Source organism: Treponema denticola (assembly GCF_024181645.1).
GTDB classification, from domain to species: Bacteria; Spirochaetota; Spirochaetia; order Treponematales; family Treponemataceae; genus Treponema_B; species Treponema_B denticola_A.
This window is the reverse complement of the sequence record NZ_CP058624.1, coordinates 674794-699134: the sequence shown is the minus strand read 5'-3', so window position 1 is coordinate 699134 and position 24341 is coordinate 674794. Positions and strand designations below refer to the sequence as shown.

The window sequence follows — 24341 nt, the reverse complement described above, 5'->3', positions numbered from 1 at the left end:
TTACTCCGGTTTATTCTTTAAAAGGTCTCCAAGAGTATAAGATGAATCATCATCTTCTTGTTCGGTTGACATGTACTGAGAAATTTCTTCCTGCTGTTGTTTTCGCTTAAAATCTTTAATCGAGAAAGCGGTTTTTTTGTTTCTCGGATTTATTTCGATTACCACAGCCTTGATCTTATCTCCTACAGCATATTTAGCAAGAGCTTCTTCAGGTGTTTCATCTCTGGACTCAACCAAATTTTGCTTGTGGATTAAGCCCTCGATATCTCCGGGAACCTTTACAAATACGCCGAAGTCGGTAATTGAGGAAACTTCACCTTCAACAGTAGAACCGACCTTATAAGCGGCTCCGAATTTTTCCCACGGATCATCGGTAAGCTGTTTAATGCCCAAACGGATTCTTCTCGATTCGGCATCGCACTCGATAACAATAACTTCGATTTCTTTGCCTACTTCAAGCTCGCTTCCGGGATGCTTTACTCGTTTAATCCATGAAATATCGTCTGCATGTAAAAATCCGTCAATACCTTCTTCAAGAGAAATAAAGGCGCCTGCATTTGTAATTTTAACGACCTTTCGGGTTAAGCGTGTTCCTACAGGGTAACGCTCTTCAATCGTATCCCATGGGTTGTCTGTAACCTGTTTTAGACCCAAAGAAACTCTTCCAGCCTGAATATCGTAGCCGAGAATCATACATGTTACCTTATCTCCGGGCTTTAAGATATCTTCAGGCTTATTAATCTTTTTAACCCAGCTGAATTCGCTGATGTGGGCCAAACCTTCGATTCCTTCATCCAATTCAATAAAGGCACCGAAGTCTGTAGTCTTTGTAACCGTTCCGGTAACGATATCGTCAACATGGAACTTCTCTTCAAACTGAAGCCAAGGATCTTGACTAAAATGCTTTAATGAGAGGTTTATTCTCTTGTTCTCCGGATCAAGGCGGATTACCTTAAGCTCTATTTCCTCGCCCTTCTTTACGAAGTCCTTAGGACGGGTTACATGGCCCCAACTCATATCATTGATATGTAAGAGGCCGTCAAAACCGCCCAAATCGATAAAGGCACCGAAACTGGTAAAGCTCTTAACAGTTCCCTTTACGGTATCGCCTATCTTTGTATTTTCAAAAAAAGCGTCTCTTGCTTTTTCGGTACGCCCTTCCATGTACTTACGCCTGTTTACAACAATATTTTCACCTGAGCGTGAATTAAAGCTCAATTTTTCAATGTAGAATTTAGACTTTACGCCTACCAAGGTTTCAGGCTTTTCCACTCTGGATACATCTGCCTGACTCAAAGGTAAAAAAGCAGTCAATCCGCCGCCGAGCTTTACCTCATAGCCGGCCCTAACCTGCTTTGCGATAGTACCCTCAATCGGAGTTTTATCGGCATAAGCCTGTTTAAACTCTTTTTGAAGAATAAGCCTATCGGCCTTGAGTTTTGATACGGATAAATGACCGTTTGAGCTTTCGGTTTTTTCGATAAGTACATTTACCTTATCGTTTACCTTAGGTTCTTCATCAAACTCATCCAAAGGAATATGACCCTCGGATTTACCGCCTACATCGACAAAAACGGTTCCGTTGTTTACAGCAACAACATAACCTTCTTTAATTGTCCCCGCCTCAGGAGCCTCAAAATTATTTAAGTACTCCTCTTGTAATTGTGCTTGGATGTTTCCGTTGGAGTCTTTTTCAACATCCTTTACCACTTCCATCTTTTCCATAGATAACCCTTTATTATTGATATTTTCCGACTTTGATGCCGGCATTATTGCCGACACCTCCGCCAGCATTTTTGCATAAACTTCATTTATATTTAAATCAGATGTATCCAGATACACCGCGTCAGGAGCTACTTTTAAGCTCCCTTCTTTTTTGTTTTTATCAACCTCATCTCTTTCGAGAATCGTTTTTTTTATTTCTTCAAGCGAAAGATTGCTTGTTCCCTGATCAAAGCGCCTTTTTGCCCTGGCCTCTACAGAAGCATCAAGATAAAACTTAATATCGGCATTAGGAAAAACAACGGTTGTCATATCCCGCCCTTCGCAAACAGCTCCGGTTTTAGCGGCTTCTTCACGAATTTTCTTATTTAAAATATGCCTTATAGGAACTATAGCTGAAAGAGGGGCGACAATGGATTCTACAGCATCGCTTCGAAGATAAGCCTCAACATTTTCATTACCTAAAAACATTGAGCCGTTTATATAAAAAAGTTCCGTCTTTTCTGCAAAGGATGTCCATTTTTCTTCATCCGAAAGATCGGGAGTTTGTCCGCCGCTTCCGTCATTTCCGCCTCCGAAAGAACGCAATACAGCCAGAGCTAATGCCCTATAAAAACTACCCGTATTCATAAATGTAATGTTCAAGTGTTCAGCAAGCATCTTTGCAAGAGTACTCTTGCCTGAGCCTGCAGGTCCATCAATCGCTATTATCATATCCTACGATTATACAATTTTTTTAACATTATGTATATACTTTTTTATAAAAAGTATAGTATTTTTTTCTAAAATATATTATTATGTGGGTAATTATGGGAAAGAAAAATACATCTTTAGGCTGTTTTTTTTGGCTTGCATTTATTTTATTGGTTGCCCTGCTCTTTTTTATCAACAAGGACAATATTGCCCGTGTTTTTGAAAAAACGAATGCAGTAAGCATATTCCAAAAAAAAGAACCGCAAGAAGAAAAGCAAAATGAAGTAGACCTTGAAGGCATTCAAAACGAAATAGAAAAAATCAGAGCAGAAGAAAAAAATGAAGAAAATTCTTCTGAAGAAAAGGTCAAAATCGAACCTAAAAAAACTGTCGAAAAAGAACAAAAAACCGCTAAAAAAGATTCGGAACAGGAAAAATCTACGGCTGCGGATAAACCTAAAGAAGAAAAAAAGCCAAGCACTCAAAAATCAAATGAAAAACCGGCTAAAACGGAAACTCAAACCGGCAAAAAAAACTCTGAAGCCAAAAACAAAGACGAATCTAAAAAAGAAGAAGCTAAACTTGAGCAAAAAAAAGAAAAAATATCCGAAAAACGTAGTGCTAAAATTTATTTGGTAAAAATAGATTCGGACGGCAAATTAGTAAGAAAGCCGGTTATGAGGCAGCTTGTAAAAACGGATTCACCCTTAACCGATGCCATAAACAGCCTCCTTAAAGGTCCCACAACGGAAGAAGCAAAACAAGGATTCCGCTCCTTTATTCCTCCCGATACAAAGCTTTTATCGATTGAGGTAAAAAACGGGGTTGCAGAAGTAAATATAAGCGAAGACTTTCAATTTAACAGATACGGGATAGAGGCCTATCAAGCCCAGCTTGAACAAATAGTCTTTACGGCATGCGAATTTTCCACGGTAAGCTCCGTTCAGTTTTTGATTAACGGCAAAAAAAAGGAGTACCTAGGAGCCGAAGGGATATGGATAGGTTCCCCGCTCTCGGTTAATTCGTTTGTAAGATAAAAATAGTTTTAGAAATTCAAAGATAAGCTTGGAAACACCTATTGCAGTTTATAAGCTTTATTGAAGAAAACTTGCCTACAAACTGCAATGATTTTAATAGAACTAAAATTTAGCCCAAAAAGACTTGAGCATTATTATCGATAGCCAATATAGTTTTACATTCCGAGCATCTAAAACGTCCGGCCTTAGTGGCCTTGAGTTTCTTTGAACATATAGGACAGGCAAATATTTTGGGAAATACTTGTGTGTTTGCAGTTGTACTTGAACTTTGGAAAAATGACACTGCATCAGACAAAGCATCCTTAATATTAAAAAATTGTGAAAAGCCTAAAAGCTGAAATATTTCGTATACCTTTGGCTGAATATCCAATAAGACTATATCCCCGCCTCTTGGTTTTACTGTTTTTAAAAAGGCTGTAAACGAACCTATACCTGTGGATGAAACGTAATTTAAAGCCGCACAGTTAAATACAATCTGTATAAAACCGCTGTCTATAATCTTAGCAATGCGTTTTTGAAAAAACGCAGAGTTATAGGTATCAATGTAGCCGTTCAAAAAAACAACTACGCATTTGTCAAGTCCATCTACTCTTTGAAGCCGAATCTTCAAGCTATCATCTTTTTCATCATCAAAGCCGGCTATAACACTGTTATTACTCATAATTCTCCCGATTTATTTTCAAAATAAAGAAATAATCCAGTATATCCAAACTCTATTATACCCTTTATTTAAAAAAAAGTCAAATATAAAACAAAAAAAAATCTATTTTTCCGTAACTTTTACTTTTAATAATTCAAAGAATACCATACAATAACAAAGAACCCCTTTTACAGTTACAGTATCGGCTAATATTTATAAGGTTGTAGTTTATTTTTGCAAATTTTAAGATTTTTTTTAATTTCTCTTGACATAAGGGCTGAATGACGGCAATATACAAAAATGAACTTTGAAAAAACAATTATTCTTTGCCGACCTGAAACAAGTGCAAACATAGGAGCCGTATGCAGAGTTATGGCAAATACCGGTTTTAAGGATTTGAGAATTACGGGAAACAAGGAAGATTACGATGAAACGGAAGTCTTAAAACTGGCCCTTCACGCCTCCAATGTATGGAAAAATGCCCATTTTTACCCTCCTACCATCGATGGCCTAAAAAAAGCCGCATCTGATTGTTCTGTTTTAATAGGAACCAGCAGACGAACAGGTCATAAACGTAAAGATTTAGGAATAAGCCCCGAAGACCTCTGTCTTGATTTAAAAAAATTCTACGGAGGCAGATTAGGCCTTGTTTTTGGAAATGAACGCACAGGTCTTATCGATGAAGAGCTTAATATATGCTCTTTTTCCGTTAATATTCCCGCTGAAAAAGACTTCGGCTCCTATAATCTTTCCCATGCCGTGCTTATTCTTTGCTATTCCCTGTATATAGCGGAAAAGAATAATCCGCTGACAGAAAAGAATAATCCAAACATAGAAAAAAACATTTACTTGCAAAAGGCTTCAATGAAGATGATTCAAGAAAACTCGGAACAGATATGCAAATACCTTTCGGGCTTAGGACTATTTAAAAAAGGAGGAAAAAAAATAAACGAGACCTTTTTTATTGAGCTTTTATCGTCAGCCGGAGCCTCGGAATTCGATATAATGCATTTAACTGAAATTTTTAAGAAACTTTTTTTTATGTATAGTTGTTAGTATATAAGCAATTATCCTTGAGGAGGGATAGTATGGTAACTGTTTTGTCGGTAGGAGGCTCTATAGTAGCCCCGGATAAACCGGATTTCGATTTTTTAGATAAATTTTCAAAAACTATCAGGACTTGGCTTTCGCAAGATTCATCACGAAAAATTATTATGGTAATCGGGGGCGGAGCTCCTGCCAGAGAGTATCAAAACACATATAGGACAGTTTGTGACCTACGAAAGGCCTCTGCCAAAAATGATGAAGCAGATTGGATAGGAATAATGGCTACAAGACTCAATGCCCAGCTTGTAAAGGCTGTTTTTGAAGATCTTTGCCCCAACCCTGTCGTTTATGACCCGACAACAGTAGATATGTTCGGCGGTCAAATACTGGTTGCAGCAGGCTGGAAACCGGGTTTTTCTACGGATAATGATGCCGTAGTCCTTGCAGAAAGATTTTCAGGTGAGCTCGTTGTTAATCTTTCAAACATTGCCAAAGTCTATACCGATGATCCTAAAAAGAATCCTGAAGCAAACCCCATCGATTCAATTTCTTGGGAAGATTTTATAAAAATAGTCGGAACGGAATGGGTACCCGGAAAAAATACCCCCTTTGACCCCATAGCAAGCCAAAGAGCTCAAAAAGCAGGTATAAAGGTTATATGTGCTGCCGGAAAGGATATTGAGAATCTGGAAAATATTCTCGACGGTAAAGATTTTAAAGGAACGGTGATCGGCTAATGGAAAATTATTACAATACACTGAATGTTTCTAATAATGCTGATGAAGATCAAATTAAACAGGCATATAGAGCCTTGGCTATGAAGTATCATCCCGACAAAAACCCGGATAGCAAGGTAGCTGAAGAAAAATTTAAGCATATAAGCGAGGCTTATTCCGTTCTCTCTGACCCTCAAAAAAGAAGAGACTACGACCTCAGTATGTCAAGCCCCTTTAGCTCCTCTGCGAGAACCTATACTTACGGTCAAGACACAAACCCCTTTGGAGACGACATTTTCAGCTCCAATTGGTGGAAAAATTGGAGGAAGGTCCGAAGTGAAAATGCAAAGAAAAGAGAAAAGATTAGCAGAAGTGAGGCATTCAGAATACTTATACGCGGCATAATACTTACCATAGTAGGTCTCCTGCTGTTTAAGAGTATCATCTTTTTAGGAATTTTTGGATTTCTTTTAGCCTTATCCCTTGTTACAGAGGGCGTCCTCCGAATAAGGAAAGGCTATATGGCGATATTCGATTAGAGCTTATCTCTCTCTGAAGATAATTCGGCCTCTTGTCAAGTCATAGGGGGATAAGGCAACTTTTACCGTATCTCCCGGTACGATTTTAATATAATGCTTCCGCATCTTTCCCGATAAATGAGCCAAAATAACATGACCGTTTTTTAACTCAACCCTAAACATAGTATTGGGAAGAGACTCCTTAACAATACCTTCAACTTCAATTGCTTCTTCCTTAGCCACAAGACCTCCAAAAAAATGAATAAATTCAAAAAAAACGTTTGCTTTTTGCTTGATTTAGTCGTATAATTCTAAAGTCTATTAAAAAAATTGTCAACTAGGAGATGTGTATGAAAAAGAAGTTTATTGAGGAAATGAACGAATATTTGCTAAAAGAGAGGGAAGAAATACTCGCTTCATTGCAGAAAAACGATGAGGAGTATGAAGAAACCTTAGCGAACAGCATTCCCAAAGACTTTGCAGATCTGGCATCATATAGTACCGATAGAGATATGCTCGAATTTATCGGAGAAAATAATGTAAAAAAGCTGCAAAAGATTGATTCTGCATTGGAAAGAATAAGAGAGGGTAAGTACGGAAAATGTATTACTTGCAAGGACCATATACCTGAAGACAGACTAAAGGCCCTGCCATATGCTTTAAAATGTATTCAATGCCAAGCAAAATCGGAAAAAAAGATGCATTCTTAAAAATAAACCGAGTTCATCTAAAAAGGCCTTGAGCTTAACGCTTCAAGGCCTTTTAATTTTAATGGGGAAAATTATCCGAAAAGTCCGCCGGACATCATTTTTGCTTGCAACCCCTTGTTTTTTGACACCTTTCGCATCATTTGACGGGTCTTTTCAAATTGCTTTAAAAGCTTGTTTACATCGCCTACAGAGGTTCCTGAGCCCTTTGCGATGCGTTTACGGCGGGGCGGTCCGATAATGCGGAAATTATCTCTTTCCTTTAAGGTCATCGATTGAATTATGGCTTTTTGGCGTTTGAGAAGAGAAAGGTCAAGCTTATCTTTATCTATTTGGCCTGAAAGCCCGGGAATCATATCGAGCATTGACTCTAAGGGCCCCATTTTTTCGGCCTGCTCCAACTGCATTAGCATATCTGCAAGGCTGAAACTTTCGCTTTGCATCTTTTTTTGAAGCTTTTCCGCCTCTTCTTCGTCGTAAAGAGCTTGGGCCTTTTCTACAAGAGAAACAATGTCGCCCATGCCCAAGATACGGCTTGCAATGCGGTCGGGATAAAAGGGTTCAAGGTCTTCGAGTTTTTCGCCTGTTCCTATGTAAAAAATGGGCTTACCTGTTATGGTCTTTAAGGAAAGGGCGGCACCGCCTCGAGTATCGGAGTCGAATTTGGTGAGGATTAAGCCTGAAAGCCCTACCTGCTCGTCAAATTCCTTTGCAACATCAACGGCACTTTGACCGGTCATTGAATCTGCAACAAGAATGGTTTCCATAGGTTTTACGGCAGATTTAATATTGACGATTTCCTTCATCATGTCTTCATCGATTTGAAGACGGCCTGCCGTATCAACTATGACCGTGTCATAAAAGTTCTTTTTGGCAAAGGCCAGAGCATTTTTTGCTACTTTTACCGCATCTTTAGTTTCTTCCTTGTAGACCGGAACGCTGATATTTCCGCCTAAAACGGAAAGCTGCTCTACGGCGGCAGGTCGGACAAGGTCGCAGGCAACCAGCAAGGGCTTTCTGCCCTCGTTTTTAAGCTTTAAGGCCAATTTTGCGGCACTGGTAGTCTTTCCCGAACCTTGTAGACCTAAAAAGAGGATAACCGATTGGGTATCAGGCCCCCTTAGATCGAGGGCTTTTTTCTCGTCCCCTAAAAAGGAGGTCATCTTATCGTATACAATTTTTGTAAACTGCTGCCCGGGATCGACGGATTTTAAAACCCTTTCGCCCTTGGCTTCTTCTGCTGTAGCATTTATAAAACGGCGTACAACGCGCAAGTTTACGTCGGCATCCAAAAGGGCCGTTTTTATTTCTTCGATTGTATCTTCAATATTTTTTTCGGTAATTTTGGATTTACCGCTCAAAGAGCGCATTATCCCGCTGAATTTTTCGGTAATATTTTCGAGCATTACTTTGTATCTCCCTGTAATAAGTTTTCTATTAAGTCAAGAGGTTTTAATTCTTTGTTTAAGATTTTATAAAGCCCCGAACATATGGGCAGCTTTAAATTACGCTTTTCTGCAAGAATGTTCAGGTATTTACAGGCCACTACGCCTTCCGGCAAATAGCCTATCTTATCGATATTTTTAATAAGATCGTCCAAATTCTCAAAGGAAAGAAGAATCTTTTTTGTGATAATTTCGTTACCGAAACGGCGGTTTCTTCCGTATTTACTTCGGCAGGTTACGTCAAGGTCGCCTACTCCGGAAATCGATGTAAAGGTTTCGGGATGAGTCGCCCCCATAGCCCTGCCTATAGCCTGAATCTCGTTTAAACCGGCAGCCAAAAGGAGGGATTCGGTATTGTCGCCGAAAATATCGGAGGTTACGGTTAAAGCATCCAAGACACCGAAGGCGACGGCTATAACGTTTTTAGCAGCCGCACAAACTTGCACTCCGATTATATCCAAGCTGGAATAAACAAGCAAACTCCTCGACCTTAAAATCTCTCGGCAGCGGATAGAACACATGGGATTTTGAGATGCAGCTATAAGGCCGGTCAGCTTACCTTCGGCCACTTCCTCTCCATGACTGGGCCCCGCTACATAAACCAAGTGATTTTTATAAAAATCCGGCAGCATTTTTTCCAAAACATCTATTATAAACTGAGGCTCTCCGTTTTCATCGGGAATAAAACCCTTTGTCAGCACGGCGATTGTAGGATAAGGCATTTTGCCGTCATCATGGCTAAAAGGAGCAAATTTAAGAAGTTCTTCAACTGCTGAGGTTAAATAGAGTGAAGGGCTTGCTAAAAATATAAAGGAAGCATCTTTGCATACCTCTTCCATATCCGTAGAGGCGGAAACGTTTTTAGGCAATTTATGCTTAGGTAAATATTTTTCGTTTATATGGTCAGTATTTATCGAATCTGCAACGCCGGCAGTATGGCTCCAAAGCACAACCCTATGTCCGTTTTTTCCTAAAGAACAGGCCACGGCTGTTCCCCAAGAGCCTGCTCCGATAATAGCAATCTTATCGTTCACAAATTTCTCCTGTTTATCATATCTGCTGATTCATACTCTATCATTTTTTGATAAAAGTTTCAATAATGAAAAAACAAGCTTTTTCCCGTTCTTTACAATTTACGGATACTGTGATATATTTGTTTTATGCGTAATAAATTAAACTCAAAGGCAGCTTTTTTTGCGGTGGTTATACTAGCTGCATTGTTATTTTCATGCAAAAGAAATGAAGCTTATGAAATGTCTGCTGATGATACATCTTTAGCCGAGGTTCTCGTAAGATCTAAAATTATTGTAGGAGTAGACTCACAAAATCCGCCTATGTGTTCTTACAATAGCGAAAACGAGATGGAAGGATTTGATGTTGATGTTTTTAAAGAAATAGCGAATATAATGAATATTGATGTGGAATTTAAGACAATAGTGCCAAGTGAAATAGAAAACCTAATAAATAACAGGCTTGTAGATTGTATTGCATCTGGACTTTCGTATTCGGATGCAAGAAATGAAATTTATGAACTTACACGGCCATATTTGCGTAATGCTGTGGTACTTTTAACTTTAAAATCAAGTAATATTAAAAATATCGAAGATCTAAAAGATAAAAAAATAGGAGGGCAAATTGGAGCCTTAGGACTTGCTCTGATCAGAAACAATTCTCAGCTGATGAATCAAATCCGTTCAGTAGAATACTCATATAACACCTTACCCCAAGTTTTAAACAGCTTAAGAAAACATGAAGTAGATGTCTGCGTCGGAGATATTTCAATTATGGCAACATATTTAACCAAGGAACCTGATACTTATAGCCTTGTTGAAGAAGCTATAGCTTTGGATTCTTATGTATATGCTTTTAAAAAAGGAAGCGAAGGCTTAAAAACAGAAGTAGAAAAAGCCTTATTTTATCTGGAAAAAACCGGAAAACTTGAAGAAATTTCAAGAAAATGGTTCGGAATAAATTTGGTAATTTTTGGAAAATAAATTAAGGATGTAATTATATGAACAAAAATCTAAATTATCTTTTTAAACTTAGCTTCATATTTTTATTTACGGTTTTACTAATTTCAGCTTGTACTCCAAAAGAAGAATCAGAGAAGAAAAAAAAGAACGATATTTCGCTTGCAAAAGTTTTTGTAAAAAAAGAATTTGTAATAGGAATTCGGAATGATTACCCGCCTTTTTCTTTTCTAAACCTTTTTACGGCAGAACCGGAAGGCTATGACATTGAAATAGCTAAAGAATTATGCAAAAAAATGAAGATTAAACCGGTTTTTAAAGTTATCAAATGGAGTGAAAGAGATAAATTACTTAAAGAAGGAGAAATCGACTGTATATGGAGTGCCTTTGCATTCAGCAAAGAACGAAGTGAAACATATTCTCTTACAACACCCTATATAAAAAGTGCTGTAATCTTGATTGTAAAGGATAAGTCGCCTTACTATTCCATTCAAGATATAAGAGAAAAGAAAATAGGAGTTATGTTCTCATCCTCTATACAGGCAAGTCTTAAAAAAGCGGAATTTACCCATGGAGTATTTAAAAGAACTGTTGTTTTTAGGACTACACAAGAGGCCTTAAATGCCCTCGAAAAGGATGAGGTAGAATGTGTAGTAGACGATCTTCTATCTACAAGCACTTTGATACGAGCAAATAAAGGCTCTTATCGAGTGCTGGATGAAGCTATCTCTTACGAAGAATATGTAATAGCTTTCAGAAAGGAAGATATAGCCTTGATGAATGCCGTTGAATCCACCTTAAAAGATATGGCTCAAACCGATTTTTTAGAAAAAACGAGTAAAAAATGGTTCGGGGCAAACATATCCATTATAGGCCGCTAAGCCCATAATAAAGAACTTTATTTTGTATAAACGGAAACTATCTCGCAAATATAAACATAATGGAAATCTTTTTTTGGATATGAATCTATAATAATCTGCGGGTCAACAAATAAATCCATATCGAATTCGCTTCGGTAGAGCTTTCGGCATACAAGAACGGTTTTAGCCTGTTCAAAAGATATAGCACCGTCTTCAAGCATCACAGGCTTTAAGCCTGTTTCCCTTGCTTTATCGGCATTTCGGCCCGAAACGGAGCCGCAAAAAGCCAGCATATCCTTAGCCCATGGATCATCTCCATCAAAAAAAGAAAGAGTTATATAATCTTCTTTATCAATAAATTCGGAAGTATATCTGGTAGGTCTTACATAAACGGTAGCGGTAAGTTTATTCCATAAAAAACCTATAGATCCCCAGCCGGCAGTCATTGTATTCCATTTTTCACGCTCAGTTCCGCATCCTGCAGTCAATAAAAACCCTTCATTTTTGGCACCGGTAATCGATGAAATAGGCTTTATCAATTTATCCAGAACTTCGGCATTAGCCTTTTGCATTTTAAATTTTGACATAAATTACCTCCGAATTCATTATATACAATAATCCGTTGATGTGCAAGAAGAAATTTCTCTTCTTTTCTATTTTTAAATTTTATGATACAATGGGCAAATGAAAAAGTTTTTGTGCATTTTTTTTGTTACCAGCTTAATCTTGTCATGCCGCTCGGCTCAAATATCAAAGATAAAGAGCGATCCGGCAGATGCAGACATTTATAAATCGGAAGAAACCGAAGGCAGCTTTTTAGGCTTTCAAACGGATGTAAGTTTTCCTCCGGATGAAGAAAAATATGATCCTTCAATTTTACCGAACAGCTTTATTTCTTTTAAGGCTTATAAGGGACAGGGCTATGTTTATTTTCATACCGAAAATGTAAAAAAATTTCTTTTATATTTAAACGGAAAAAAAATAGATACAAAAAAAATCTGTAAAAATAAATACACTAAAATTTATATCGGAGATGAGGTAATAAACGGAACCAATAACTTACTCATTACAAACATTGAAGCAGAAAAAGATGATAAGGGCTTTTTGAAAGCCTATACCTTATCGGTAAAAATCCCCTACCCTTCCATTATCGAAAAAAAAGAAAAATTAAATAACGTAAATTATAGAGCCTTTCAAATAATAGATGACATTATGGAGGCACAAACAGCAAACGGGTTTCCATCGGTTCAGCTCGTAGTGGTAAAAAACGGAAGGATGATAAAAAACTCGGCCTACGGCTATATCAGCACCGTTGACGAGTTTGGGAAACCCCTGATGAAAAAAAATAAAAAGCCTATCACAAAAGAAACTCTTTTTGATTTAGCCAGTAATACCAAAATGTATACGGTAAATTTCGCCTTACAAAAACTTATATCCGAAGAAAAAATTTCAATCTATGATAAGGTAAAAGATTTTTTTCCTGAGTTTAAGGATAAAAAAAGAGCTCTTTTTAAGGGAAAAAGCGATATTACCGTTGAGGACTTATTAAAGCATCAGGCAGGTTTTCCGGCAGGGGCACAATATTATGTGAACAAAAAAATAACACAAAAAAAGAAAACCGATAAAAGACAGAACAAGGAGATTGTTTTAGAGCTGATTTGCAACACTCCTTTAATATATTCTCCGCGCACTGAGGTTTTATATTCAGATATAGATTATATGCTTTTAGGTTTGATTATAGAAAAGGTAACGGGAATGCCCTTGGATAAGTATACGGAAGAAAACCTTTACAAACCCTTAAATTTATCTTCGGTTTGCTATGAGCCATTAAAAAAGGGATTTACAAAAGAGGATATTACCGCAACCGAGATACGAGCGGTCAAAAGAACAAAGGACGAAAAATTTAAAGATATAAAATACTTGCCGGTTCACGGAACGGTACATGACCCTGAAGCCTACAATTCAATGGATCAGGTAAGCGGTCATGCAGGACTTTTTGCAAATGCCGAAAGTATAGCAGTCCTGGCTCAGGTCATGCTGAACGGAGGCGGTTACGGAAATATCAAACTATTCGATTCAAGCGTTTTGAATTTATTTACCAGTCAGGGGAATTTTTTTTCGCAGGCAGGCTTGGGATGGAGGAGACAGGGGCTTAATAACAGCTATGCTTGGGCTTTCTCCCAGCTTGCAAGTGCGGACACAATAGGACACACGGGCTGGACGGGGACATTAACCTTAATCGATCCTAAAGAAGATTTAATAATCATAATCTTTACAAGTGCAAAAAACACCCCTGCCCTTTTTGGAAAAAACTTGCGCGGAAAATATGAGGGCGATTTTTATCTTGCAAAAAACTATGGAGCCATTACCACCCTTATTTATTCCGCATTTAAAAACTATGATAATGCTCTGCTGGATCAAATGCTTATAGAACTTGCAGCAGGCAGAAAAGAACTTATAAACATGATTCCTGAAATTTATGATAACGAAGGTTCCCGCAAGGATTTGACAGCCATAATGGAAAGCATAAAAGAACAATCAAAGCAATCTGCAGTCCTAAAACAATTTTTAAAAAGTGAAAAAGCTATGGCCATACTTGCAGAAATTCAATCAAGGAACTCAAAGAAAAACTTGGCAAAAAAACAAGCTGAAGGAACAGCAAAATGAAAAAGGTGTTTTTTTTATTTTGCTTTTGCAGTCTTGCCCTCATGGTTTTCGCAGAAAAAAAAGCAGGTAAGCCGGGCGAGTCCGATTTTAAAACGGGAATTGAACGCGTCGACGAATTTTTTAATCTTTTTAAAGGAAAAAGAATTGGATTGATTACCAATCAAACAGGTATAGACTCTTTAGGAAGATCAAGCATCGAAATCTTATACGAAAAGACTAATCTTTCAAGCCTTTTTTCTCCGGAACACGGAATAAGGGGAAATGCAAGGGAAGGGGCCGGTATTTCCAACACGGTAGATAAAAAAACCGGCCTTAGCGTTTACAGCCTTTACGGAAAAACAAAGCGGCCCACAAAAGAGATGCTTCAAGAAATAGATGTTTTATGCTTCGATATTCAGGATGTAGGAGCAAGATTTTACACATATATTTACACAATGGCCTATGCAATGGAAGCATGCGCCCGTGACGGAAAAACATTTATTGTGTTTGACAGGCCCAATCCTATAAACGGAATAAATGTCGAAGGGAATATTTTGGAAGAGAAATATAAATCCTTTACAGGCTACTTTCCTATTGCGCAAAGGCACGGCATGACCGTGGGAGAATTAGCCTTAATGTTCAATAAAGAATTTAAGATAGGCTGTAACTTAAAAATAGTCCCCATGCAGGGGTGGAGCCGTGAAGATTATTTTGAAGACCTTAATTTAATGTGGGTGCCTCCTTCGCCCAATATTCCTACAGCCGATACCGCCTTAGTTTATTCGGGCTTTTGTATCTTTGAAGGGGTAAACATTTCGGTAGGAAGAGGAACAACCATGCCCTTTAAATACATAGGAGCCCCCTATATAGATGCCGAGGCTTTAGCAGAAGCTCTAAATGCCCTCAAGCTTGAGGGAGTCTTTTTTAAGCCCGCCTATTTTACACCTGCCCTTTCGGTTTATAAGGATGAGCTATGCGAGGGGGTTCAAATCATCGTCAGGAATAAAAACAAATTCTTGCCCGTAAAAAGTGCAATCGCGGTGATGTACACAATAAGAGAAATGTATCCCGATAAGTTTAAGATAAACAACTACCCTGCCGAACTCTGCGGTCTCAATTTATTAAGCGGAACAAACAAGCTAAGCTCGATGAGCCTTTCCTTAGATGAATACTTTAAATTTATCGAAAAAGACGAAAAGAAGTTTTTGAAGATGAGGGAAAAGTATTTGATGTATTAAAAATGGCGGAAGCTTAAAAAAACTATTTGACAAATACGTATAAAATGCGTATACTAATATTATGAATGAACGGAAGCAAGCAATAAAAGAGTTGGAAAAAGCAGGATATTTTTTAAAACGGCACGGAGGCAATCACGATATATACTGCAATACCAAACTAAAATGTTCCATTCCTTTAAAACGGCATGATTTTAATAAAAATGACCTACGGTATATTTTAAAAGAGATTGAACAAGGAGAGACAAAATGAAATACGCTTATACTGCAATTTTTACTGAAAAAGACAGTACAATATATGCAAGAGTTCCCGATCTTAAAGGGTGCATAACAACCGGCAAGAATTTACAAGATGCAATAGAACAAATGGAAGATGCTATGGCGGCATGGTTGTGTGTTGCAGAAGACGAGCATTTTAAAATAGCAAAAGCGACTCCACAACATCTGATAGAACATAAAAAAAACGATGTACTATCAATAATAAGAGCCGATACATCTCGATACCGTGCTATAGTTAAAAATAAAGCTGTCCGCAAAAATGTAACCATACCGGCATGGCTGGTAGAAGCTGCCGAAAAAGCTAATTTGAATTTCTCGCAAGAATTACAAAATGCGATAAAAAATAAATTAGAAATTGCATTGTAATTTTTTTAGTTGAAAAACTGTTATGCAACAATTCATAAATTTACTTTTGAGATATTCACTCTGCGTCTTTTAATCATCTATACAAAAAATTCAAAGGCATCGAAGGGATAGCCGGATCGTAAACTTGGGAGGGAGGCTTCGATCTCAGTGTTTGAGGGGACTTTATAAGGCAAATCAAGTTTAAAAATACGGTTTACGGCCTTACCGCAAAGTTCGTTAAGTCTTTTTTCGGAACAGCCGGCCTTGCGCAGTTCTTTTAAAAGAATCAGAGAACCGGCAAAACCAGGAATACCGGAAGCACCTTTTTTCTTATCTTCATATGTGTGGGGAGCGTGGTCGCTTTCGATCCAGTCAATCTCTCCTGAAATGAGAGCGTTAAAAACGGCTCCTTGTTCCTTTTTTTCACGCAAGGGAGGGTTCATTTTTACAAAGATACCCGACTTTTTATAAGACTCAATGTTTAAGAGAGCGTGATGAGCCGTAGCTCCGCACGAAACACTAAGGCCGTTTTTTTTTGCCTCGGCAACAAGCCTTATTCCCTCTTTTGTGCTTATATGACAGATATGAAGATGTCCCTTAAAGCCCTCGCTTTGCATAAGCTCAATCTGATCCTTTATGGATTCCGTTTCGGCAATAGGAGGTCGGGCAAGGCTGTGAGTGATAGGATTTTCAATATCGAAGATCGAATTATTCATAAGGTTTTCTTTTTCGCAATGAACGGCAAGAATACCCCTGTAATCGAATTTTTTAAGCGCTGCATAGACCTTCCGTTGGTCTTCTTTTTCAACTATGCCCATGTTTCCGGTAGAATGGCCTGCAAACATCTTAAATCCTACTATTTTAGGAAAGTATTTTTTATAGAATAAAACCATTTTTTCTATTTGAGAAATATTGGAAGTGAGACCGCCGTAAATACCGTAAAAGGCAGAAAGGCCGGCCGACTTTATGGACTTTTCTGCAAGGGCAAAACGCTCCAAAACAGCCTCTTCATTTGTAAGAGGAGGATTGGTATTCGGCATATCGAAAAAGGCCGTAAAACCTGCGGGGCAGGCCAAGGCCAAGGCGTGGGCTATAGTTTCCTTATCGGATAAAAGACCGTCTCTAAGGTGAACATGGGAATCTATCATAAATCAATCTTATCTAAAAACATATTTAGAAAAATAAAACGGCTTCGCCGTAATTTTCATCTTTTATAATGCTTATTTCAAGTTTATTTTTTCCATCACATTCGATACCGTCCAGGTTTATTTTTAGGGCATAGGCCTTTATAGGTTCAACACCTTTATTAACGGTTTCGCTTATAACCCTCATAGTAACAATTTCATAAAAATCCCCGTTGACGGAAATGGTTATATCATCGGTATTAAGCTCCGGAGCTATAGTTTTTTCTTCTCCTAAAATAAGTTTTGAGCTCATAGGCCTAAAATAAACCATCATGGTATCATCCGTATCTAAAGAAGGAAAAAATATCAAACTAAAAATTTCTATTTTACCAAGAACAGGGTTTATCTCAAGGTCACGCCTTAAATCTATATTATAGCCCCAAAAATCAAGAAATTTCTCATTAAAACCTTTTGAAGCTATAAAATAAGGATACTTTTTAGCATCGGCTTCCAGACAAAAACGGCCTGATTCATCAGCTTCACCGCCGATTATAACTTCAAACTTTTCCGTTAAAAGAGCAACTTTAGCATGACTGACAGGCTGTTTGTTTTTATCCCGCACAATTCCCTTTATAACACTCATAAAAATAACTCCTGTAACCTAGATTATACCGTAAAAAATAGAATATTGTCAAGCAAAAATTAGAAATTTCAAATTAAAACTATTTACGCTTATACTTTGAGGCAGAACTTAAGCCTTCTTTTTTTCTCTGAGTTCCATTTTTCCGCTTTTGCCCTCTTTTACCCTTACCGATAGAACCGTAATTAGCCGGAGCTTCAGTTTTTACGTCAATATGCATATGAGTCAGGCCCCTTTTCTTTTTACAGAGGCGCAAAGCATCATTTGCGGCATTTTTAGGCATTGTCGCGAGGGAAAACTTATCCATAACCTCTATGTCATCTACAAGCCGTTCGGGGATTGAAAGAAGCCGGCTTAGCATTTCGGCAAGTTTGCGCTTTGTGATACCGTCTTTTCGGCCGACACCTATATAAAGACGCAAAGAATCCTCATCCGATTTTCGCGCCCTCCCTTCAGAACGCACAGGCTTGATTGTTTTATAATGAGCAGGCGATAAAAATAAGCCGTATTGCATTTGAAGAATAAAGGAGAGAACTGTTTGAGCATCTCCGTATTCTACAAGTTTATTTGCAAAGGCAGCAAAGCCCTGTTCGGGTTTTTCTTCGCTAATGCGTTTTTCGATTTGGGCAGCAGTTTCTTTTAAGATACGGGTACGCTTGATTTCGATGACTTGTTCGATTGAAGGAATTTTGCCTTCTTTTAATTCTCCGCGGGCATGTTTGCGTAAGTACTCTATTCTTTTTAGCTCGTTAGGGCGTACAAAGCTGACGGCAATTCCTGCCGCTCCTGCCCTGCCCGTTCTTCCTATACGGTGGGTATAGGTCGGCCCATCATAAGGAATTGCATAATTTACAACATGGGAAATGCCCTCGATGTCTATACCCCTTGCGGCAACATCGGTTGCAACCAAAATGCGGGTCTTTTTTGATCTAAAGCGTTCCAATATTTTTTCCCTTTGGCTTTGAGGAATATCCCCGTGGAGGGCGGCAGCTTCGTAGTGCCTTTCGTCAAGCTCCTTTGCAACATCATCGGCATCGATTTTTGTTTGGCAAAATACGAGGCCGTAAAAGTTAGGGCTTGTATCGATAAGACGGACAAGGGCTTCGGTTTTATCCCCTTCCCTTACAACCCAAAAAAATTGTTCCGTTAAAGATGCTCTTTCTTCTTGAGGTTCTTCTTCGACAATTTCATAGTCGCCCATAAAGTCGGAAGCTATGGTCAGTATCTGCTTGGGCATCGTCGCCGAAAACATTAAAACACGGGCTTCAGGATTTGCCTTTGAAAAGATATTTTCTATGTCTTCGATAAAGCCCATGTTAAGCATCTCATCGGCTTCATCCAAAATAAAATATTCTATATCTTCGATTTTTAGGGAGCCCCGTTCAAGATGATCCATTATGCGGCCGGGAGTTCCTACAACAATTTCGACGCCGGTTTTTAGGCTTCTGAGTTGAGGGCCTATCGCCGCTCCTCCGTAAACGGTTGCGATACGGGGATATTCTTCGATTCTAAAAGATTCAAGTTCGCCGGCAACTTGAACGGCCAGCTCTCTGGTAGGAACCAAAATAAGGGCTCTCACCCTTCCGGTGTTTGAACGCAGCTCCTGCACAAGGGGAAGGCCGAAGGCTGCCGTCTTTCCCGTTCCTGTCCGAGCCTTAGCGATAACATTTGCTTCTCCCGAAAGAAGGCGGGGAATAGCCAAAACCTGAATAGGAGTAGGTTCTTCAAAACCTTTGGCTTCAACTGCTTGCAGGACTATATCGTCAAGTCCCAATTCTTTAAAAGTAATTAACATAATCTATTAAATATAATAAATAAGCAAAAAAAAATCTATAGCTTAATGATAATTGACACATCTTCCGTTTTAGGCTAAACTTACCGCCAATATGAACTACATCGACTTATTAAAAACTTCGGCAAAAAAAACGAATAACTGTGCATGTATGGGCTTAGACCCGATTTTTGAAGCTATTCCGAATAAAACGGGAATGGTAAAGGATAACCTTGTAAGCTTTTTTAAAGAGCTTTTAGATAAGATGCAGGAAAAGAATTTGGTTCCCGCAGCTTTTAAACCTAATATAGGTTATTATTCGGCCCTTGATAAGCCCAGGGAAAAGGATTTTTCGGGCTCCGAAAGCCTTGCAGAAATTTTATCCCTAATCGAAAAACACTTTCCCGACATTCCTGTAATCCTCGATTCAAAGCGGGGAGATATTGCCCGATCCAGTCTTAACTATGCCATCGAAGCCTTTGACTGCTGGAAGGCGGATGCTGTAACGGTAAGTCCCTACATGGGAAGCGACTCTATTCTTCCATTTATTTCGGAAAAATATTTGGATAAGGGAGCTTATATTTTAAACCGGACCAGCAATCCCGGAGCAAAGGATTTTCAAAATCTTAAAACCGATTATGACGGTAAAAATAATCCGGAGCTTTATATCGAGGTTGCAAAAAAGATTGCTTTTTATGCAAAGGAATTTCCGGGAACGGGAGCCGTTGTCGGTGCTACGGGAATGGAAGAGCTAAAAATAATTTCAAGTATTTACGCCCAAGCGGGAGAGGTTCCCATGCTGATTCCGGGAGTCGGTTCCCAAGGAGGAGATGCTAAAACGGTAATGGAAGTGCTTAAAAATTCCGGCTGCAATTTAGCCCTTATAAGAATAAACAGCTCCAGTGCCTTGACCCATCCTTGGAAAAAAGCACCCGTGCCTGAAAACTATTTGGAGCTTTGTATAAACAATATCGAAAAACTTTTACACGATACTGCGATTAACAACATCAGTTTTTAGAGATGCTCGTCTACTTTCAAGCATCAGTTTTTAGAATTCTCAAAAATAGAATTTAAGATGGAATCGATGCGGCGTTTTGTGTATCCGCTTATGACATAGGAATTATTAGAAGCGGAATCAAACAAAATAAAATCGCCGCTTTCCATCGGTGTAAGAAGAATCTCTATTTTTTCTCCGGTACCCAAAATTAAATTAAGCTCTTGAGTTTCCGAATTGGTAATCGGAAATGCAGGAAAAATATCTATACATGAAAATTGTTTTAAAAATGTTTCCAACTCGCCGAATTTTTCTTTATGTTTATCCGAACTGGTGATAAGCTGTTTGTTTTTTTCGATAAGCTGAATTGAGTTATTTTCAAATTTGTATTTATAAATTTGCAGGTCGAGCCAGAAGTTAGATTTTACGGTTAAAAAAGAAGATAAGACATCGGGCATAATAAAAATTTTCGTGCGGGCATCTATTCGGACATAGCGGTTTATCCCCAGCGTATCGTTTTTTCCGAAAACGAAATCGCCCATTATGGTTTTATCGGAACGCAATAGCTGTAGACGGGCAGCATGATCTTCATCCAAGCCGAAATTAATATATTGTTTTATGTCATCGCTTACAAACCTAAAATTTTGTTTAGTACTTAAAACGGAAAAAAGTCTTTCTATTAAGGCCGGCTGAACCTTATATTCTCCAGATTGAGTACTCAAAACAAACTTATCTTTTTTTTTGATAAGCCTTAACTCGTTAAAACGCGGAGGAAGGGAATTATCCGGAATAGTAAAAACAATTTCATCTATGTTTTCTATATTTTGTTTTAAAACGAGAGAGGTGGTAAAAACATTTGCTTCATTTTTTGGAATACTTACAAAAATCAAATTTAAGAGAAAAAAAATATTTGCAAAAATCAAAGCTTGAGTATATTTTTTTAATTTAAAAAAACTTTTCACCTTGATCTCCTTTGTTTTATAAACATATAAAGCCCCAGAATAAAAACGGAAAGAGGAAGAAGTATAATAGAAATTAATCTTGCCCTAAATACAAGGCTTGTTATTTTTTCTCTATCTTCAAATTGTTTAAAGGGAGGAGGAGAATGTTTTTTATTTTTTAACAAAAGGAGATTATCTTTTAAAGAAACATACTCCAAACAGTTTACCATAAAATCCATATTGTATGTGGAGCCGGTGTAATCGATTGCCCTGCTTATCATATACTCATCGCTTATAACCAAGATACGGGAAGGCTTTGTTTGCCCTGCAACTATAACCGAAGGCTTAAACGATGCATCTTCAAATTTTTTAAAATGATTTTCAAGAGGATCGGTGCTGTAAGAATCAAAAACCGTCAAGGAGTTTTGACCTGTAAGTACATAGGGGACAAGCTCGGTATTTTTATTTAAATCCAAATCTATTGAAGAAGGCCAAAAAGAAATCAATGGCCGGTAAGCGGCAAATATCGGATGGTCTCGGTTAATACCGCTTAAAGGAAACCGAATCCAAAAAGGATAATTAATTAGTTTTGTACCTTTATTATCAACTTGAGCCATCGTAATGCGGAAGTTATTTATTAAATCCAAGGCCATATCGGCATTTATATAAAAGCCGTGATGAGAAAGCACATCCAATAGAAAATCTTTTACCTTAGGCTTAGCTTTCCAAGAACCTTTTACATCGACCTTATTCCCTGAAACAAAAAAAACAGCCCTGCCCTCTTTTTGTAAAAACATATCTATCGCAGCAGCGGAAGAATAATCTATATAATCCGAACCTATAACCAAAAGAGGAAATTCGGCAGGTATATTGCTTAGAGGCAATTCCAAAGGTAAAACATTAAAACCTGCATATTCAAGCCAAGGAATTACATAAGAATAATCGGTTTCAAGCAAGGCAGGATCCGCAATAAGAAAAACCGTTCCCGCTTGGGCATTTCCTAAAGCATCAGACCTCATACTTAAAATAAATCTTGCAAGGTCATACTCTAATGTATCAATATCATCAATAAAGGGTATAATTCTTGTTTGCCCCATATATTCTATCATAAGACCCGAGTACAGCTTATGGATTATCTTCATTGCATTGTCTTGAGCTTCTATTTCACGGGGGATCAACCCTATCTTGCTTATTGCATCCGATGAAAGGCTTGCAGTATCTTTTATTACAACATCAAAATTTCCATTGGAATATAATTTATACTCTGAAAGCATATCGTTTAAATATTTTAATGAAGGAAAAAAACTATCTACATTTGAACTTTTAAACCAAGTTACCTTTACGGAGCTTTCAAGATTCGTCAATAATTCTTTTGTATAATTTGACAAGGTGTAATTTTTTTCTTTTGTAGTATCAAGTCTAAAATATATTTTTGAAGAAACAAGAGAAATTAAAATAAGCACCAAAACAAAAAGCAAAAATTGAAACTTATATTCTTTTTTCATCTTACATTCCTTTGTTGGGTTAAAATAAAAACATTAAGCTCAATTCCTAAGGCGACTAAAATTAAATAGAAGATAATGTCGCGTGAATCAAAAAGCCCTCTCGCAGCCGATTCAAAATGGGAGCTAAAAGAAAGATAAGCAATAATTTTATTCGGCAATAAGGGGAGATTTAAATTTTTTGTTAAAGGATAAATAATTGTAAAAAACAACACAGTCAAAAATGAAAGCAAAAAATTAATTTCAGTTTTACCGCTTACAGCCGAAAGTCCAAAAGAAATAGAAATAATACCAGCACCGAATAAAAAAATAGAAATATAAGAAACAAAAAAAGAGCCGGAATCGAAATAGGCTAATGAAAAAACTGAAAGCGGTATTACCAAGCTTAAAGCGAGCATAATAGACCATATTAAAATAAGGCTTAAATATTTTCCAAGTACAATACAGCGGATTGAAACGGGCAGCGAAAATAAAAACTTATCGGTAAATTGTTTTTTTTCATCACTCCACGAACTCATCGTCAACATAGGAATTACAACACAAAATAAAAGAGGCATATTCAAAAAAAAGTTTTTTAAGTCAGACAAGCCTGCATTAAACCACGAATCGGAACCGATAAAAGCAATAGCCGCACCGGCCAGAAAAAAAAGAGAAGCAGCATAAAAGGATGAACTTTTATACATCATCTTAAATTCTTTTTTTGCAATAAAAAAAATAAGATTTTTATTCGTTTTTTCTAAATTCATTTTTGTTTATCCCTGCAAAAAATTCAAAAGCTTTTTCCAATACAGTATAATTCATTTCCGAATCAAACTCACAGCCTTCCGTCTGCAACTGCTCTTTTATTTCTAAAAGATTACCAACGGCTATTATTTCTCCCTTATTGAGCAAAATATGATTGGAGCAAAGCTCCGCAGCCTGCCTTAAATCATGAGTGCATATCAAAATAGTTTTTTCTTTTGCAATATGCAATATTTTTTTTTCAAAATCTTTTACCTGCACCGAATCAAAACCTGAAGCGGGTTCATCCAAAATAATCAATGGGGGATTATGTAAAACAGCTTGAGCCAGTCCTACACGCTGCTTAAAGCCCTTCGACAAACTTTTAATTAAATGATTTTTTACTTCATCTATTTCACAAAAATCGATTACCTCATTTAAAGCATCGTCCAATTTTTCTTTTTCTATTCCATGCATTTGACCTGCAAAATATAAAAAGTCATAGACCGTCATATTTGAATAAAGAGGATTTTGTTCATATAGGATGCCTAGAAGTTTTTTTGCTTCAAGTCCATCAGTTAATATGGAGTACGAACCTATAAAAGCATCTCCTTCATCCGGAGTATAATAACCTGATATACAGTTTATAATACTGCTTTTACCGGCACCGTTTAAACCCAAAAGCGAAGTTATCTCTCCCGTTTTTAATTCAAACGAAATATTTTTACATCCTACAACCGGAGCTTTTTTGCTTCCGTAATACTTACTTAAGTTTTGTACTTTGAGCAT

General features: G+C 37.6%; 25 protein-coding genes. 12 read left to right on the top strand and 13 right to left on the bottom strand.

Annotated elements, in window-relative coordinates; all coding sequences use genetic code 11:
* Positions 1-2436, bottom strand: a complete 2436-nt coding sequence (rpsA, locus tag HO345_RS03225) for a 30S ribosomal protein S1 (protein ID WP_253683810.1) — start codon at positions 2434-2436, stop codon at positions 1-3.
* Positions 2437-2531: 95 nt separating this feature from the next.
* On the opposite strand from rpsA, the gene HO345_RS03220 reads away from it, so the two are divergent.
* A complete protein-coding gene (locus HO345_RS03220; protein WP_253683808.1) occupies positions 2532-3452 on the top strand; it encodes a GerMN domain-containing protein in 921 nt (306 codons plus the stop codon).
* 109 nt (positions 3453-3561) lie between these two features.
* On the opposite strand, the gene HO345_RS03215 is transcribed toward HO345_RS03220, so the two are convergent.
* Positions 3562-4113, bottom strand: a complete 552-nt coding sequence (locus HO345_RS03215) for an STAS domain-containing protein (RefSeq protein WP_010695741.1) — start codon at positions 4111-4113, stop codon at positions 3562-3564.
* A 279-nt stretch (positions 4114-4392) separates the two neighbouring features.
* On the opposite strand from HO345_RS03215, the gene HO345_RS03210 reads away from it, so the two are divergent.
* From HO345_RS03210 to HO345_RS03200, 3 genes are read left to right on the top strand one after another with little or no spacing between them, the layout of a single operon-like run.
* Positions 4393-5148: an RNA methyltransferase gene (locus HO345_RS03210; RefSeq protein ID WP_253683806.1), complete on the top strand. Its 756-nt coding sequence runs from the start codon at positions 4393-4395 to the stop codon at positions 5146-5148.
* 32 nt (positions 5149-5180) lie between these two features.
* Positions 5181-5876, top strand: coding sequence for a UMP kinase (gene pyrH, locus HO345_RS03205; protein ID WP_253683804.1), 696 nt, complete (start codon positions 5181-5183; stop codon positions 5874-5876).
* Positions 5876-6394: a DnaJ domain-containing protein gene (locus HO345_RS03200; protein ID WP_253683802.1), complete on the top strand. Its 519-nt coding sequence runs from the start codon at positions 5876-5878 to the stop codon at positions 6392-6394. The genes pyrH and HO345_RS03200 overlap by 1 nt, the downstream gene beginning before the upstream one ends.
* 3 nt (positions 6395-6397) lie before the next feature.
* Here HO345_RS03200 and infA read toward each other — a convergent pair whose 3' ends face one another.
* Positions 6398-6616: a translation initiation factor IF-1 gene (gene infA / locus HO345_RS03195; RefSeq protein ID WP_002668257.1), complete on the bottom strand. Its 219-nt coding sequence runs from the start codon at positions 6614-6616 to the stop codon at positions 6398-6400.
* A gap of 107 nt (positions 6617-6723) precedes the next feature.
* Here infA and HO345_RS03190 point away from each other — a divergent pair, with 107 nt between their 5' ends.
* The gene (locus tag HO345_RS03190) at positions 6724-7083 is read left to right on the top strand and encodes a TraR/DksA family transcriptional regulator (RefSeq protein ID WP_253683800.1); all 360 of its coding nucleotides are present in this window, start codon (positions 6724-6726) and stop codon (positions 7081-7083) included.
* A 71-nt stretch (positions 7084-7154) separates the two neighbouring features.
* Here the strand turns inward: HO345_RS03190 and ffh are convergent, their stop codons facing one another.
* On the bottom strand, positions 7155-8486 hold the full coding sequence (gene ffh / locus HO345_RS03185) for a signal recognition particle protein (RefSeq protein WP_002674655.1): 1332 nt from the start codon (positions 8484-8486) through the stop codon (positions 7155-7157).
* Entirely contained in the window at positions 8486-9559 is a 1074-nt protein-coding gene (locus tag HO345_RS03180; RefSeq protein WP_253683798.1) for an NAD(P)H-dependent glycerol-3-phosphate dehydrogenase, read from the bottom strand. Before HO345_RS03180 ends, ffh begins: the two co-directional genes overlap by 1 nt.
* A 126-nt stretch (positions 9560-9685) precedes the next feature.
* On the opposite strand from HO345_RS03180, the gene HO345_RS03175 reads away from it, so the two are divergent.
* Both HO345_RS03175 and HO345_RS03170 read left to right on the top strand, forming a co-directional pair.
* A complete protein-coding gene (locus tag HO345_RS03175) occupies positions 9686-10519 on the top strand; it encodes a substrate-binding periplasmic protein (protein WP_253683796.1) in 834 nt (277 codons plus the stop codon).
* Positions 10520-10536: 17 nt separating this feature from the next.
* Positions 10537-11376: a substrate-binding periplasmic protein gene (locus HO345_RS03170; protein WP_253683794.1), complete on the top strand. Its 840-nt coding sequence runs from the start codon at positions 10537-10539 to the stop codon at positions 11374-11376.
* 17 nt (positions 11377-11393) lie between these two features.
* Here the strand turns inward: HO345_RS03170 and HO345_RS03165 are convergent, their stop codons facing one another.
* Complete coding sequence (locus tag HO345_RS03165; RefSeq protein WP_253683793.1) at positions 11394-11942, bottom strand: hypothetical protein; 549 nt, start codon at positions 11940-11942, stop codon at positions 11394-11396.
* Positions 11943-12039: 97 nt separating this feature from the next.
* Between HO345_RS03165 and pbp4b the strand changes: the two genes are divergently transcribed.
* The 4 genes from pbp4b (at position 12040) to HO345_RS03150 (ending at position 15881) form a co-directional block, all read left to right on the top strand.
* Positions 12040-14022: a penicillin binding protein PBP4B gene (gene pbp4b, locus HO345_RS03160; RefSeq protein WP_253683791.1), complete on the top strand. Its 1983-nt coding sequence runs from the start codon at positions 12040-12042 to the stop codon at positions 14020-14022.
* Entirely contained in the window at positions 14019-15239 is a 1221-nt protein-coding gene (locus HO345_RS03155) for an exo-beta-N-acetylmuramidase NamZ family protein (protein ID WP_253683789.1), read from the top strand. Before pbp4b ends, HO345_RS03155 begins: the two co-directional genes overlap by 4 nt.
* Positions 15240-15300: 61 nt before the next feature.
* Positions 15301-15489, top strand: coding sequence for a type II toxin-antitoxin system HicA family toxin (locus HO345_RS13120; RefSeq protein WP_366796517.1), 189 nt, complete (start codon positions 15301-15303; stop codon positions 15487-15489).
* Entirely contained in the window at positions 15486-15881 is a 396-nt protein-coding gene (locus tag HO345_RS03150; RefSeq protein WP_253683787.1) for a type II toxin-antitoxin system HicB family antitoxin, read from the top strand. Before HO345_RS13120 ends, HO345_RS03150 begins: the two co-directional genes overlap by 4 nt.
* Before the next feature lie 77 nt (positions 15882-15958).
* Here the strand turns inward: HO345_RS03150 and HO345_RS03145 are convergent, their stop codons facing one another.
* The 3 genes from HO345_RS03145 to HO345_RS03135 form a co-directional block, all read right to left on the bottom strand.
* Positions 15959-17008, bottom strand: coding sequence for a dihydroorotase (locus HO345_RS03145; RefSeq protein ID WP_253683785.1), 1050 nt, complete (start codon positions 17006-17008; stop codon positions 15959-15961).
* Positions 17009-17033: 25 nt separating this feature from the next.
* Positions 17034-17627 carry a carboxypeptidase-like regulatory domain-containing protein gene (locus HO345_RS03140; protein WP_253683783.1) on the bottom strand — a complete coding sequence of 198 codons (594 nt, stop codon included), beginning with the start codon at positions 17625-17627 and terminating at the stop codon, positions 17034-17036.
* A gap of 79 nt (positions 17628-17706) precedes the next feature.
* The gene (locus HO345_RS03135) at positions 17707-19419 is read right to left on the bottom strand and encodes a DEAD/DEAH box helicase (protein ID WP_253683781.1); all 1713 of its coding nucleotides are present in this window, start codon (positions 19417-19419) and stop codon (positions 17707-17709) included.
* A gap of 91 nt (positions 19420-19510) precedes the next feature.
* Between HO345_RS03135 and pyrF the strand changes: the two genes are divergently transcribed.
* Positions 19511-20413, top strand: a complete 903-nt coding sequence (gene pyrF, locus HO345_RS03130) for an orotidine-5'-phosphate decarboxylase (RefSeq protein WP_253683779.1) — start codon at positions 19511-19513, stop codon at positions 20411-20413.
* A gap of 23 nt (positions 20414-20436) precedes the next feature.
* Here the strand turns inward: pyrF and HO345_RS03125 are convergent, their stop codons facing one another.
* From HO345_RS03125 to HO345_RS03110, 4 genes are read right to left on the bottom strand one after another with little or no spacing between them, the layout of a single operon-like run.
* Entirely contained in the window at positions 20437-21351 is a 915-nt protein-coding gene (locus HO345_RS03125; protein ID WP_253683777.1) for a DUF4340 domain-containing protein, read from the bottom strand.
* Positions 21348-22835: a GldG family protein gene (locus HO345_RS03120; protein WP_253683775.1), complete on the bottom strand. Its 1488-nt coding sequence runs from the start codon at positions 22833-22835 to the stop codon at positions 21348-21350. The genes HO345_RS03125 and HO345_RS03120 overlap by 4 nt, the downstream gene beginning before the upstream one ends.
* On the bottom strand, positions 22832-23578 hold the full coding sequence (locus HO345_RS03115; protein WP_253683774.1) for an ABC transporter permease: 747 nt from the start codon (positions 23576-23578) through the stop codon (positions 22832-22834). Before HO345_RS03115 ends, HO345_RS03120 begins: the two co-directional genes overlap by 4 nt.
* Positions 23556-24341 carry an ABC transporter ATP-binding protein gene (locus tag HO345_RS03110; RefSeq protein WP_253683773.1) on the bottom strand — a complete coding sequence of 262 codons (786 nt, stop codon included), beginning with the start codon at positions 24339-24341 and terminating at the stop codon, positions 23556-23558. Before HO345_RS03110 ends, HO345_RS03115 begins: the two co-directional genes overlap by 23 nt.

Excerpts from the sequence above, each read along its gene's own strand:
- rpsA (WP_253683810.1), bottom strand. The coding sequence starts at position 2,436 with ATGATAATAGCGATTGATGGACCTGCAGGCTCAGGCAAGAGTACTCTT.
- HO345_RS03150 (WP_253683787.1), top strand. The coding sequence starts at position 15,486 with ATGAAATACGCTTATACTGCAATTTTTACTGAAAAAGACAGTACAATA.
- ffh (WP_002674655.1), bottom strand. The coding sequence starts at position 8,486 with ATGCTCGAAAATATTACCGAAAAATTCAGCGGGATAATGCGCTCTTTG.
- HO345_RS03210 (WP_253683806.1), top strand. The coding sequence starts at position 4,393 with ATGAACTTTGAAAAAACAATTATTCTTTGCCGACCTGAAACAAGTGCA.
- HO345_RS03110 (WP_253683773.1), bottom strand. The coding sequence starts at position 24,341 with ATGCTCAAAGTACAAAACTTAAGTAAGTATTACGGAAGCAAAAAAGCT.
- pyrF (WP_253683779.1), top strand. The coding sequence starts at position 19,511 with ATGAACTACATCGACTTATTAAAAACTTCGGCAAAAAAAACGAATAAC.
- pyrH (WP_253683804.1), top strand. The coding sequence starts at position 5,181 with ATGGTAACTGTTTTGTCGGTAGGAGGCTCTATAGTAGCCCCGGATAAA.
- HO345_RS03170 (WP_253683794.1), top strand. The coding sequence starts at position 10,537 with ATGAACAAAAATCTAAATTATCTTTTTAAACTTAGCTTCATATTTTTA.
- HO345_RS13120 (WP_366796517.1), top strand. The coding sequence starts at position 15,301 with ATGAATGAACGGAAGCAAGCAATAAAAGAGTTGGAAAAAGCAGGATAT.
- HO345_RS03190 (WP_253683800.1), top strand. The coding sequence starts at position 6,724 with ATGAAAAAGAAGTTTATTGAGGAAATGAACGAATATTTGCTAAAAGAG.
- HO345_RS03145 (WP_253683785.1), bottom strand. The coding sequence starts at position 17,008 with ATGATAGATTCCCATGTTCACCTTAGAGACGGTCTTTTATCCGATAAG.
- HO345_RS03215 (WP_010695741.1), bottom strand. The coding sequence starts at position 4,113 with ATGAGTAATAACAGTGTTATAGCCGGCTTTGATGATGAAAAAGATGAT.
- HO345_RS03175 (WP_253683796.1), top strand. The coding sequence starts at position 9,686 with ATGCGTAATAAATTAAACTCAAAGGCAGCTTTTTTTGCGGTGGTTATA.
- HO345_RS03220 (WP_253683808.1), top strand. The coding sequence starts at position 2,532 with ATGGGAAAGAAAAATACATCTTTAGGCTGTTTTTTTTGGCTTGCATTT.
- HO345_RS03140 (WP_253683783.1), bottom strand. The coding sequence starts at position 17,627 with ATGAGTGTTATAAAGGGAATTGTGCGGGATAAAAACAAACAGCCTGTC.
- HO345_RS03200 (WP_253683802.1), top strand. The coding sequence starts at position 5,876 with ATGGAAAATTATTACAATACACTGAATGTTTCTAATAATGCTGATGAA.
- HO345_RS03115 (WP_253683774.1), bottom strand. The coding sequence starts at position 23,578 with ATGAATTTAGAAAAAACGAATAAAAATCTTATTTTTTTTATTGCAAAA.
- HO345_RS03155 (WP_253683789.1), top strand. The coding sequence starts at position 14,019 with ATGAAAAAGGTGTTTTTTTTATTTTGCTTTTGCAGTCTTGCCCTCATG.
- HO345_RS03135 (WP_253683781.1), bottom strand. The coding sequence starts at position 19,419 with ATGTTAATTACTTTTAAAGAATTGGGACTTGACGATATAGTCCTGCAA.
- HO345_RS03165 (WP_253683793.1), bottom strand. The coding sequence starts at position 11,942 with ATGTCAAAATTTAAAATGCAAAAGGCTAATGCCGAAGTTCTGGATAAA.
- pbp4b (WP_253683791.1), top strand. The coding sequence starts at position 12,040 with ATGAAAAAGTTTTTGTGCATTTTTTTTGTTACCAGCTTAATCTTGTCA.
- HO345_RS03120 (WP_253683775.1), bottom strand. The coding sequence starts at position 22,835 with ATGAAAAAAGAATATAAGTTTCAATTTTTGCTTTTTGTTTTGGTGCTT.